Origin of the sequence: Chryseobacterium sp. JM1 (assembly GCF_000737715.1) — a bacterium.
GTDB lineage: Bacteria > Bacteroidota > Bacteroidia > Flavobacteriales > Weeksellaceae > Chryseobacterium.
On sequence record NZ_JPRN01000008.1, the window covers coordinates 139,635 to 152,310 of the forward strand.

12 protein-coding genes are annotated in these 12,676 nt (G+C 36.7%); 11 read left to right on the forward strand and 1 reads right to left on the reverse strand.

All coding sequences use genetic code 11. The features are described from left to right. Positions 1–27: 27 nt before the first annotated feature. From radC to IW22_RS14725, 6 genes are all read left to right on the forward strand, one after another. Positions 28–705 (forward strand): RadC family protein, encoded by a 678-nt coding sequence (gene radC, locus IW22_RS14700; protein ID WP_034727720.1) that lies wholly within the window; start codon positions 28–30, stop codon positions 703–705. A gap of 8 nt (positions 706–713) precedes the next feature. After that, complete coding sequence (locus tag IW22_RS14705; protein WP_131401738.1) at positions 714–1,568, forward strand: hypothetical protein; 855 nt, start codon at positions 714–716, stop codon at positions 1,566–1,568. A 72-nt stretch (positions 1,569–1,640) separates the two neighbouring features. After that, complete coding sequence (locus IW22_RS14710; RefSeq protein ID WP_034727723.1) at positions 1,641–2,573, forward strand: phytanoyl-CoA dioxygenase family protein; 933 nt, start codon at positions 1,641–1,643, stop codon at positions 2,571–2,573. Positions 2,574–2,784: 211 nt separating this feature from the next. Further along, a complete protein-coding gene (locus IW22_RS14715) occupies positions 2,785–3,297 on the forward strand; it encodes a hypothetical protein (RefSeq protein ID WP_034727726.1) in 513 nt (170 codons plus the stop codon). A gap of 17 nt (positions 3,298–3,314) precedes the next feature. Beyond that, positions 3,315–3,926, forward strand: a complete 612-nt coding sequence (locus IW22_RS14720) for an inorganic pyrophosphatase (protein ID WP_034727727.1) — start codon at positions 3,315–3,317, stop codon at positions 3,924–3,926. 315 nt (positions 3,927–4,241) lie between these two features. After that, complete coding sequence (locus tag IW22_RS14725; protein ID WP_034727729.1) at positions 4,242–6,977, forward strand: sodium-translocating pyrophosphatase; 2,736 nt, start codon at positions 4,242–4,244, stop codon at positions 6,975–6,977. A gap of 309 nt (positions 6,978–7,286) precedes the next feature. Here IW22_RS14725 and IW22_RS14730 read toward each other — a convergent pair whose 3' ends face one another. Next, positions 7,287–8,426: an aminotransferase class I/II-fold pyridoxal phosphate-dependent enzyme gene (locus tag IW22_RS14730; RefSeq protein ID WP_034727732.1), complete on the reverse strand. Its 1,140-nt coding sequence runs from the start codon at positions 8,424–8,426 to the stop codon at positions 7,287–7,289. A 388-nt stretch (positions 8,427–8,814) separates the two neighbouring features. On the opposite strand from IW22_RS14730, the gene IW22_RS14735 reads away from it, so the two are divergent. The 5 genes from IW22_RS14735 to IW22_RS14755 all read left to right on the forward strand — a co-directional run bounded on the left by IW22_RS14735 (position 8,815) and on the right by IW22_RS14755 (position 12,495). Beyond that, positions 8,815–9,858: a M28 family metallopeptidase gene (locus tag IW22_RS14735; protein WP_034727735.1), complete on the forward strand. Its 1,044-nt coding sequence runs from the start codon at positions 8,815–8,817 to the stop codon at positions 9,856–9,858. A 309-nt stretch (positions 9,859–10,167) separates the two neighbouring features. Further along, positions 10,168–10,611, forward strand: a complete 444-nt coding sequence (locus tag IW22_RS14740) for a GNAT family N-acetyltransferase (protein WP_034727738.1) — start codon at positions 10,168–10,170, stop codon at positions 10,609–10,611. Beyond that, positions 10,611–10,973 carry a glyoxalase gene (locus IW22_RS14745; protein WP_034727909.1) on the forward strand — a complete coding sequence of 121 codons (363 nt, stop codon included), beginning with the start codon at positions 10,611–10,613 and terminating at the stop codon, positions 10,971–10,973. The genes IW22_RS14740 and IW22_RS14745 overlap by 1 nt, the downstream gene beginning before the upstream one ends. A 15-nt stretch (positions 10,974–10,988) precedes the next feature. Continuing rightward, positions 10,989–11,489 carry an endonuclease V gene (locus tag IW22_RS14750; protein ID WP_034727741.1) on the forward strand — a complete coding sequence of 167 codons (501 nt, stop codon included), beginning with the start codon at positions 10,989–10,991 and terminating at the stop codon, positions 11,487–11,489. A gap of 211 nt (positions 11,490–11,700) precedes the next feature. Next, the gene (locus IW22_RS14755) at positions 11,701–12,495 is read left to right on the forward strand and encodes a T9SS type A sorting domain-containing protein (protein ID WP_034727743.1); all 795 of its coding nucleotides are present in this window, start codon (positions 11,701–11,703) and stop codon (positions 12,493–12,495) included. Positions 12,496–12,676 lie beyond the last annotated feature (181 nt).

The following is a 12,676-nucleotide window of genomic DNA, read 5'->3' on the forward strand; positions in this document are numbered from 1 at the left end:
CTAATCTCTAACTTCTAATTTAAAAAAATGACTATAAAATTTCTTGCTGAAGACGATAGACCCAGAGAGAAGTTTTTACTGAAAGGTAAGAATTCACTTTCTGATTCCGAGCTTCTGGCTATCATCATGGGAAGCGGAAGCAGAGATGAGAGCGCGTTGGAGCTGGCAAGAAAGATTCTGGCATCCGTTAATAACAACTGGCACCAGCTCAGCCTGCTTTCCAGTAAAGATCTGATGAAATTTAAAGGAGTGGGTGAAGTGAAGGCGATTTCAATTATTGCAGCATTAGAGATTGGAAAAAGAAGATCTGTTCAGGAAATCCCTTACAGACCTATTATTTCAAACAGCGGTGATGCCTATCTGATTCTTAAAAATCATCTGACAGATTTAAGGACGGAAGAATTTTGGGCGGTGTTTCTAAATCAGAGTAATAAAGTAGTTCATATATCGAAATTGACACAGGGAGGAATAAGCCAGTCTATCGTAGACGTAAGAATTTTATTTAAAACAGCTCTTGATCATTTTTCAACAGGTATTATTATTGCTCACAATCACCCATCAGGAAGCTTGAAACCTAGCACAGAAGATCTCAATATCACACAAAAAATAAAAGAAGCCGGAAGTACTTTAAGCATTCAGCTTTTAGACCATATTATTATTACACAGGATACCTACTGCAGTTTCTCAGATGAAGGATTATTATGATTAGAAGATTGAAATACAGCCAGATAGATTTTAAAAAATATACAGAATGTCTGGAAAATTCAGTACAAAGAAATTGGTATTCGCAAAAAGAAATTTTGGATCAGCTTTCTGGAAACTGGCACATTTTAGTATATAAAGATTATCAGGCTGTAATGCCTATTCATATTTATAAAAAATTTAGAATCAATTTTGTTCATATGCCGCTTTTCTGCCAGCAGTTAGGAATTTTTTCAAAAACTGATGATCCGAAAATCAATGATGCGTTTTTATATTTTTTAAAGAAAAATTATACAGTTTTTTTGTATTTGTTTAATCAGGATAATAGTTTTTCAACAACATTAGAAAAAAAGAAAAATTATATTATTCCAATTTCTGATTACGCTATATTAAAAAGGAAAAAGTATTTTAAAGGTAGGAAATCTACTATAAAAGTGTCTCAGCATCTTACTTACAAAGAAATTGAATTTGATGAGAATACGATGCGGTTTTTCAAAAATAATTTTAAAGGACTTAGTAAAGAAGCAGATTGGATAAAACTCAAAATGTATATTGTATTTCTTTTAGAAAATAATGTACTTAAACTTTGTGGAGCTTATTTTAATGATTCATTGATTAATTTAGCTGTTTTGATCAAAGATAAAAAACAGTTTTCGCTATTAAGTTTGATCAATGATGAAGAATATAAAGCAGAGAATGGGGCCTCTTTTCTGATTGACAGGATTTTGAGTTTATATATCCACGAAAAATCCCTCAATTTTATGGGAAGTAACATCCGTGGTATTGAAGTTTTTTTCAAAAGTTTTGGTGCAGAGCTCCATGAGTATGGTTTTATTGAGAATAAATTTCTTAAAAGATTTTCTTAACAAAATTGTTATTTAGATTTGTTCTAAATATTATTTGTAACTTTGTAACATTATTATTTTAATATTTCAGCTATGCTAAAGCAGATCCGTCAATATAAACTACCTTATGTCATCTATAATTTTTTTAATAAGAAAAAATTACAGCACAATATTCCTTTATATAAAAAGTACGGTATTAGTAAAAATTACTTTTCCAGCATTTCCAGTTCTGATTTTGCTCATCTTCCGGCTTCGGAAAGAACTATTGGTCAGGAGAAACTCATCCATACAGATTTTTTCAATGAACTATCAGATGAAAATAAAGAAAGTGCGCTGAAGTATGATGATAACGGCTATATGATTTTAAGGAATTTTATCACTACAGATGATGCTGACAGGATCAACAGTGAAATTGAGACACTGATGGAAAATGGTACCCTGAAATTCATTTATGGAGGAAAACTTATGTTTGCTATTCATCATTCCGAGATCATTAAAAGTATCGGAAGTGATAAGAAGCTCCTGGATTTTCTATCTGTACTTTTAGATGGTAAAGCCAAGCTTTTTCAGAGTATCAATTTCATTAACGGCAGTCAGCAGAAAACACATTCCGATAGTATTCACATGACGACTTATCCGTTAGGCGGACTTCTTGGAGTATGGATTGCTCTGGAAGATGTGGATGAAACTAATGGCGCTCTTCATTATATTCCGGGAAGTCACAAACTTCCTTATTTCCTCAATTCTGATTATGAAAATGAAGGAGATACCATCCGAATCGGTAAAAAAAGCTACAGAGCTTATGAAGAATTTTTAGAAGATAAAGTCAAGGAATTAGGTCTGAAAAAAGAAATTTTTAAAGCTAAAAAAGGGGATATGTTAATTTGGCACGCCAACATCCTTCACGGCGGCGAACCTCATACTGATAAGAACAGAACCAGAAAAAGCCTTGTGTATCATTTTTTTGATGAAAACAGTGTGTGTTATCATGAAGTTACCCAAAGGCCTGCGCTTTTTGAAATGTAATCCACCAATTATTTCAAAGCATTAAATTCTTCTCTTATTTTTAAGGATGTAGATTTATTTTTCTTTGATTTTCCGAGTTTGGGCAACAGAATGATGATCGGTTTGTATCTCCTCATCATCCTCTCTGATTTATATTCAAAATTCTAAGACCGATATATTCAAAAACTCTTTAGAAGCCGGAAAATAATTAGTAATTTTGCGGTCTAAAATTATGGGTAGTTTTTCAGGATATTTACCGTATGCTTTTGCATTGATTATCGCAATTCCTTTTCTGGTTTTGCTGAGACAATTTGTACACTCGTACATTACCCTTAAGAATCAGGAAATCAAACTGCTTTCTGTAAAATCGAATGCTGAAAACAAGGCCCATTCTTATGAAAGGATGACTTTGTTCCTGGAAAGGATGAAGCCTTCAAACCTTATTCAGAAGTTTGATAAGGGGCTGGCTCCGAATGAATTCATCTTTCTGACCGAAAAAACCATCAATGATGAGTTTGAGTACAATACTTCACAGCAGCTGTATGTTACGAAAAATTCATGGAAGAATATCGTAGATTCCAAAAATGCTTTGATAGATTTACTTCACAAAACCTATGACGGGCTGAATGCGAACGCAGATCTTGAAGAATTCAAAACCATTTTCATCATGAACTATATGGAAGGTGATGATTATATCGCAGCTACCATAGAAGACCTTAGAAGAGAAATTTTAATTATAACTTAAAAAATAACAGATAAATAATGATTCCAAATTTTAAAGCACATCCATGGCACGGGGTTTCTGCAGGAGAAGATGCGCCAAATGTTGTCAATGTATTCGTGGAAATCGTTCCTTCAGATACAATTAAATATGAAGTAGATAAAGAAACAGGATTTTTAAAGGTAGACAGACCTCAGAAATTTTCTAATATTATTCCCGCTTTATATGGGTTTGTTCCAAGAACATACTGCCACAATGAAGTAATGAAACTGGCTGTAGAAGCTGGAGCTGATGATGTAACGGAAGGTGATCATGACCCGCTTGATATTTGTGTATTAAGCTCTCATAACATTCATTCAGGAGGATTATTAATGGAAGCTATTCCAATCGGTGGATTCAAAATGATCGATGGCGGTGAAGCAGATGATAAAATCGTTGCAGTAATGATCGGTGACCATGCTTTCGGACATTTCAGAGATATCGCTGAACTTCCTGAAGCTGAAGTAAAAAGATTAATGCACTACTTCTTAACGTATAAAAACTTACCGGATGAGCCTGCAAAATGTAGAATTCATGAGGTATACGGAGCTGAGCACGCTAAGAAAGTGATCAAAGCTTCTCAAAAAGATTACGCAGAAAAATTCGGAGGCTAGAATACAGCATTCCAAAATGATAAAAAAGGCAGGTGAATTTTCATCTGCCTTTTTATTTGTGTAAATAACTCGTTTTCTAATGGAAATAGAAGCTATTGTATTGATTTTTTCAAAAACGTATTTCCCCTTTTTCATAGTTTACATCTTAAGAAATACGGGAATGATTAAATAAATTAATGCTTTTACAGAATTACCTGTTGAAAGTGTTTTAAATTTCCAAAAAAATATATTATAGAACAAGACTTAATAAAACAATGGATTTTTTGTTATATTTATAAAACTAATTACTTTTTATTAATATTAAAATAATAAACTATGGATTTGTTCTATTTAGTTCCGGTCTTCGGCGTTGTCGCCTTGTTGTATACTTTCCTGCAGAGTAACTGGGTAAGTAAACAGAATGCCGGAAACGAGAAAATGAAAATAATCAGCGGACATATCGCTGACGGTGCCATGGCCTTTCTAAAGGCTGAGTACAAGATTTTAACCTATTTCGTAGTGGTAGTCGCGATATTGCTGGCTGTGATGGGATCCACCAATTCCAATTCTCACTGGAGTATCGGGCTTGCCTTTGCTGTTGGAGCTGTATTTTCCGCTCTGGCAGGCTTCATTGGAATGAAGATCGCGACTAAAGCGAATGTAAGAACGGCAGAAGCCGCAAGAACTTCACTTTCAAAAGCATTAAAGGTTTCCTTTACAGGAGGTTCTGTAATGGGAATGGGGGTTGCCGGATTGGCCGTTCTTGGCTTGGGAGCTCTCTTTCTGATCATTAAACAGATCTTTGCTCCTGATTCTACGGTAGATTCCCACGAAATGGAAAAAACGATTGAAATTCTTACCGGATTTTCTCTGGGAGCAGAATCTATTGCTCTTTTTGCCAGAGTGGGTGGAGGTATTTATACTAAAGCTGCAGACGTAGGAGCCGATTTGGTAGGAAAAGTAGAAGCAGGAATTCCTGAAGATGACCCGAGAAATCCAGCAACGATTGCTGATAACGTAGGTGATAACGTAGGAGATGTAGCAGGAATGGGTGCTGATCTATTTGGTTCGTATGTCGCTACTGTTTTGGCAACAATGGTTCTGGGAAGAGAAACAATGTCCGATGATGCTTTCGGAGGCTTTGCACCAATTCTCCTTCCGATGCTTATTGCAGGAACGGGAATTATTTTCTCCATGATCGGGACTTTATTTGTAAGAATTAATGAAAATGACGGATTATCCACTTCAAGTGTACAGAATGCCCTAAATTTGGGGAACTGGGGAAGTATTGTGATCACGGCTATCTCTTCCTATTTTCTGGTGAACTACCTTCTTCCTGAAAAAATGACACTCAGAGAACATGAGTTTACGAAGATGGGGGTTTTTGGAGCTATTATGGTAGGACTTGTTGTAGGTACTTTAATGAGTATTATCACAGAATATTATACAGCCATGGGTAAAAGACCGGTTTCCAGCATTGTGAGACAGTCTTCTACTGGTCATGCAACCAATATTATCGGAGGTCTTGCCGTTGGAATGGAATCTACATTGCTTCCCATTCTTGTACTGGCAGGCGGTATTTACGGATCCTATTTATGTGCCGGACTTTACGGAGTAGCTATTGCTGCAGCCGGAATGATGGCCACCACTGCGATGCAGCTTGCGATTGATGCTTTCGGGCCTATTGCAGATAATGCAGGGGGAATTGCCGAAATGAGTGAGCTTCCGAAAGAAGTCCGTGAAAAAACAGATATCCTGGATGCTGTTGGAAACACTACAGCAGCCAGTGGAAAAGGATTTGCCATTGCTTCTGCAGCATTGACGGCATTGGCTCTATTTGCAGCCTTTGTAGGAATTGCAGGTATTGACGGCATTGATATTTACAGAGCTGATGTTCTGGCTGGATTGTTTGTTGGGGGAATGATTCCATTTATATTCTCTTCACTTGCGATTACGGCAGTGGGGCAGGCAGCAATGGCTATGGTGGAAGAAGTAAGAAGACAGTTTCGTGAAATTCCGGGAATTTTGGAAGGAAAGGCACAGCCTGAATATGAAAAATGTGTGGCTATTTCTACCGATGCATCCATCAGAAAAATGATGCTTCCGGGAGCGATTACCATTATTTCACCTCTTTTGGTTGGATTTATTTTCGGCCCTGAAGTATTGGGAGGGTTCTTAGCCGGAGCTACAGTTTGCGGTGTTCTAATGGGAATGTTCCAGAATAATGCAGGTGGCGCCTGGGATAATGCTAAAAAATCATTTGAAAAAGGAGTGGATATCAATGGTCAGACGTATTATAAAGGCTCAGAACCGCATAAAGCCTCTGTAACGGGAGATACAGTGGGAGATCCGTTTAAAGATACTTCAGGACCATCCATGAACATCCTGATCAAACTGATGTCTATTGTGTCATTAGTGATTGCACCGACATTGGCGGTCATTCATAAAGATAAAATTGAAGCCAACAGAAAAGCTAAACTGGAGAGCCTGACAAGAGCTTCCAATGCCAGCTCAACGACAGGTCATGCGCAGCTTCAAACAGTAACTGCTTCTCCGAAAGAGATCAAAGGACACCTAAACGAAAATGGTGATTTTGTGTATGAAACCGGAAATATTCAGGAAATTAAACTGAAAGGTGGAAAAATAATTGCATTGGGAGAAGGAAGCAGGCTGTTTCAACTGTATAATGCTGTACAACAAAAAGATCAGTCGATCATCGATCCTAATAACTGGTATACGGTAGAAAATCTGTATTTCCAGACCGGATCCAGTGATCTGAAGGCTGGTTCAGAATTACAGTTGAATAATCTTGCTGAAATTCTAAATGCCTATCCTAACCTAAAAATAAAACTGGGCGGGTATACAGATAATACAGGAAATGAAGAAAGCAATCAGAAATTATCCAACCTGAGAGCTCAAACGGCAAAACTGAAGCTGCTTGAATTGGGTATTCCTTCAGACAGAGTAGAAGCAGAAGGCTACGGTTCTCAGCATCCTGTTTGTGAAGCGAATGATACCGATGAATGTAAAGCAAAAAACAGAAGAATTGATGTAAGAGTTCTTGCTCTTTAAAATCAATTGTTAATTAAACATAGAAAGCACCGTCTGATTGTAGGCGGTGCTTTTTATTGATTAGACTTTAAGTTTAAGAGAAAATAACCAAAATCATCTGGGAAATCCGTGTATTATGTGGGAAAAAATACCAACCACAAACGGCTCAAAAGTTTTTTGAAACACTTAAGTTTTTTGAAGTTTAAATACTTTGAAAGCAGAAAGATCACATAAGTTCATAAAAATCAAAGATTTTTTATACCGTAAAAAGTATACCCAATCATCTGTGTCAATCCGTGAAATCCGTGGTTAAAAAAAATATACAGATTATTAAAGATGTTTCTGCAGATGCTCCAAAGCCTGAATAATCACTTCATCTTTTTTAGCGAAACTAAACCGGACATAATCTGAGTTCTGTCGGGAATTATAAAATGCAGAAAGTGGCAAACAAGCCGTTTTTTTCTCCACGGTCAGCCATTTCGAAAATTCAACATCTGTCATTGTTTTGGAAATATTCCTGAAATTGACCACCTGGAAAACACTTCCTTCAGCCTTTTTTGTAGCTTCTAAAGGCGTAAAGGCAATCATTTCATTAAAAATATCTCTTTTCCCCTGCATAATCCGGCGGTTTTCAGAAGAATCAAATACTTCAAGATACTTTGCAAGAGCATATTGAGCGGGAGCATTAGCACTGTAAGAAATATACTGCTGATGGCATCTGAATTTTGCCGTCAGATCTTCGGAAGCAAGCAGATAACTCACCTTCCAGCCGGAAGTGTGAAACATTTTCCCGAAAGAAAAAATGCAGAAAGTCCTGTTTTTCAGTTCAGGATGAAGAAAAGAACTGTAATGTTCAACCCCGTCATAGCAATACGTGTCGTAGATTTCTTCCGAAACAAGATAGATTTCCTGATGCTTTATCAATTCATACAGTTGGTTCCAGTCGCTTTGCTTCCAGATGGTTCCTGTAGGATTTTGAGGAGAATTGACGATGATGGCTTTGGTCTTTTCAGAAATACATTGCTGAAATTTTTCCCAATTGATGGTGAAGTCCTGATCAAGATCATAGTAGATGGGAACACCTCCGTTTAAGACCACAGAAGGTCCGTATGTGTAATAGGAAGGTTGAATGATGATCACTTCATCTCCCTGATTTAAAACAGATTTAAGGGTCGTATGTAAAGCAAAAGTTGCACAGGGAATGATAGTCACTTCATTTTCTTTCAGATGAATACTGTTTACTCTGGCTGCATTGAATGTAATGATATTTTTAATGAGCAGAGGATTTCCTGCAAGCGGCTCATATTGATGGCACTGATGATCTGCGGCTTCCATCAGAAATGTTTTCAGCCGTATGTCGATATCAAAATCGGGGAGACCCAGAGAAAGGTCGAAGCTGTTATTTCTGGACGCAAGTTCAGACATTTCCGTGAAAAACGAATAATGTGTGAATCCGTAAATTCTTTCCATCTATTTTGCATTTATATCAAATATATGAAAAATAGATGTTCATTGAATTAATTCGTAAAAATATATTCTTTTTGTTATTAAATATTTACAAAAGATAAGTTATTGTTTCAGGAAATATTGATTTATTTTAACTTTTACCCATCATTAAGAAGTTCTATTCAAACAATAGTCTGAAAATAGTAAGTATTGACAAAGCTGACTTTCATACTTTATAACAGGAATCTAAATGAGTTCAATATGTGAGCAGAAAGAACTGCTTAAAATTTTAAAGATTTACAATAGAATCTTTGAAAAAAATTGTATTAAAACGACCAATGAACATGAACGGTCGGTGTATCACGTTTTGGGATTCAATAAAATTTGTTATTTTTAAGAAAATTATTATCATATGAAAAAAATACTTATCCCGTTGTTGGGTCTGGCTTTGGTAGTCAGTTGCGGAACAGCGAAAACTTCTGAAGGAGCCTCAGCACAGTCTACATCTGTAGCAAAAGCGGATAAAGCGTTTCTGTCTGCCTATAAGACCATTAAAGCTGATGAACTAAAGAAAAACTTATATGTGATCGCTTCTGATGAAATGGAAGGAAGAGATACGGGAAGTCCGGGGCAAAAGAAAGCGGGTGAGTATATGATCAATTATTATAAAAGCTTGGGAATTAATCCTCCGAAGGCATTGGGGTCCTATTATCAGAAGGTTCCTGCTGAATTTATGAAAAAAAGAGGTGGTGGAAACCTTCCTGATTCCGAAAATATCCTGGCTTTCATCGAAGGAAGTGAGAAACCTGAAGAAATAGTGGTTATTTCTGCCCATTATGATCATGTAGGAACCAAAAATGGAGTAGTCTACAACGGAGCGGATGACGATGGCAGCGGTACAGTAGCGGTAATGCAGATTGCAAAAGCTTTTCAGGAGGCTAAAAAGGCCGGAAAAGGTCCGAAAAGATCTATTCTGTTTCTTCATGTAACAGGAGAGGAGCACGGTTTGTTCGGATCTGAATTCTATACCAGCAATCCCGTATTTCCACTTGCCAATACGGTGGTCGATCTGAATATTGACATGATAGGCCGTGATGATGCCGAAAACAGGGGGAAACAATACGTCTATGTAATTGGTTCAGAAATGTTGAGTTCCCAGCTAAAAGTGATCAATGAAGCTGCTAACAAAAAGACGAATAATTTAGAACTCAACTATAAATATGATGATCCGGCAGATCCGGAACAACTTTATTACCGTTCAGACCACTATAATTTTGCTAAAAACAATGTACCAGTGGCGTTTTTCTTCGATGGTATCCATGAAGATTATCACAAACCGACAGATGATCCTGAGAAAATTGACTATCCTTTGCTTGAAAAAAGAGCACAGCTTGTTTTTGCTACTGCATGGGAAATTGCTAACAGGGCAGAGAGAATTGTAGTGGATAAGAAATAAAATATTTTGTTGGATCAGCGAAAAGACGTGAAAATAAATTACTTTAAATAGAGGTGTGTAAGTGTTTTTAAATCACTTTTTTAAGTAAGTTGTAATTTTTTTTGTAGTATAAATTTTATCGGAGATAAAATCATTGCGCCTTATAAACAGTAAGTGTATTAAACAATTGCGCCTTTGCGCTGACCAACAAATATCTTCAAATATATATTCAATAGAAACGGGCTTTAGTCCGTTTTATAAAAATAGCCAATAACCATTCGGCTTTAGCAAAAATTGTAATAAGTCCAGTAACATTTAATTTAAATTTAAATGAAAACAGCAATCCGTGAAGCCAGACCGGAAGACATTCCGCAGATCCAGACCGTCAGAAACTCCGTAAAAGAGAATATGCTTTCTGATCCTGCATTGGTTACTGAGGCAGACTGTAAAGAATTTCTATTCGAAAGAGGAAAAGGCTGGGTATGCGAAATTGAATCTCAGATTGTTGGGTTCTCCATTGTAGACCTGAAAGAAAACAATATCTGGGCGCTTTTTATGCATCCAGATTTTGAAAACCTTGGCATTGGAAGGGAACTTCATGACATTATGCTCGACTGGTACTTTGAACAAACCCAGGAGAATGTCTGGCTGGGAACAGATCCCGGAACCAGAGCTGAAACATTTTACAGAAAATCCGGATGGCAGGAAGCAGGAACTCATGGCAATGAAATCAAATTTGAAATGACTTTTAACAATTGGAAAAACAGAAGATGATGACACAGGGGGTAAAATCGATCAGGCCGTTTATCGGAGCTGAAAATTTTGAAGTCAGCAGACGTTTTTATAAAGATTTAGGATTTGAAGAAGTGATTCTTGAGCCTAAATTGTCCTTATTTAAAAGACAGCAAACAGGTTTCTATCTTCAGGATTATTATGCTAAAGATTGGGTAGACAATACGATGATCTTTATGGAAGTTGAGAATACGGATGAGTTCTGGAAGGAACTGGTTTCTTTAAACCTTACCGAAAAATATGAAGGAGTCAGACTTACGCCTGTGCGGACTATGGAGTGGGGAAAGGAATGCTTTTTACATGATCCGTCCGGGATTTTGTGGCATTTCGGTGAATTTTTTTAATGATGAAAAGGAAATATGATCTACGCTTTTGATACTTATTATTATGACGATTATGCGAACACCGTGTGTATCGCCTTTGAAGATTGGACTTCTGAGAATGAATCCAATATTTTTACTGAAAAAACAGACATCACCTCTGCTTATGAGAGTGGTGCATTTTACAAAAGGGAACTGCCCTGCATTTTGAGTTTACTGAAAACGATCGAATTGAAAGAAAGCGATCTTATTATTGTAGACGGCTATGTTACCCTTGATAACGATGGGAAAATTGGTCTGGGAGGCTATCTGTATGAAGCTTTGGACCAGAAATACCCAATTATCGGAATTGCGAAGAATGAATTTGCTGCTCCGGATTCTCAAAGAAGAGATGTTTTAAGAGGCGAAAGTAAAACTCCTCTGTTTCTTACAGCAATGGGAGCCGATGTAGATGAAATACTGCCTAAAGTAGAACAGATGCATGGCGCTTACCGAATGCCAACGCTACTAAAAAAGCTGGACCAATTGTCCAGAACATAATCATTTTCACAAATCTACCTATCAAATTCAAATATAAACAAGCAAGATCATTTGTTTGACAGTTGCCATAATTGTTAGATTTTCAATAGATTAATCTATTTTCTCTTTCAGGGTTTTAAATTATTCTGTAAAAGGTGACAAATGTCATTCGTTTCTTATTTTTATTGATTCTAAATAAATATAAATTTGTCTCAAGAAAATAAAGGAATAAATGAAGCAACTATCTACTCTTTCTGCCGTAATGTTCTATATGATGATGAATGCGCAGTATTGTACTCCGGCATTTCAATATGGAGCCGACAGCAACATGATCACCAACGTGAGTTTTGGAAACATCAATAATACGTCCCCTTCTCAGTCCGGAAGTACACAGGCTTATGAAAATTTCACTTCACTGTCTACGGATATTAAGGCTGGAAACACGTATCAGATCTCTGTAAAGGGCCCTTCCAGTACGTTCCCAAGTGATGTTGTGGTTTTTATTGACTTTAATAATAATGGTAGTTTTGATGATGCAGGGGAAAGTTTTACTATCGGAAGACTTGGTGCAGCTAATCCATTCAATGCAATGACCATCACAGGAACGATTACAGTTCCTGCCAGTGCAATACCTGGAGCTACAAGGATGAGAGTTCTTAAAAATACGAATACAGCGGCCTATTCAAACCCAAATGCAGCGAGTTCAATTCATACAGCCTGTGATAGCGGCTTAAGAGCTGGACAGACAGAGGATTATAGTGTCAATATACTGGCTTCCAATCTGGCAACCTCTGAGGTAACCAAGAAATCTTCTGTAAAAATACATCCTAATCCTACATCAGGCTCTGTACATGTGAAAACTGAAGAAGGTCTTGAAAAATATGAAGTCTATAACTTAGCAGGGCAGAAGCTTACAGAAGGTACATCCGGTGTTGTCAATATGGACAGCTTAGCTTCCGGAACTTATCTGATTAAGATCTACACCAGAGATAAAAAAAGCATCACTGAAAAGATCATTAAAAAATAGAAACACTTATCTAATCATATCCATATCAATTTTTGTTTTTTTAGACCGGCAGACCTATCTGCCGGTTTTCTTTTGGTAAGAAACCATTAATATGTATGGGAAGTTAATGTGAGATGAAACTAATTAAGAATCAAAGTAATCCTATTAATCTTGACAGAAAAATTATCTATCAATAAATAAT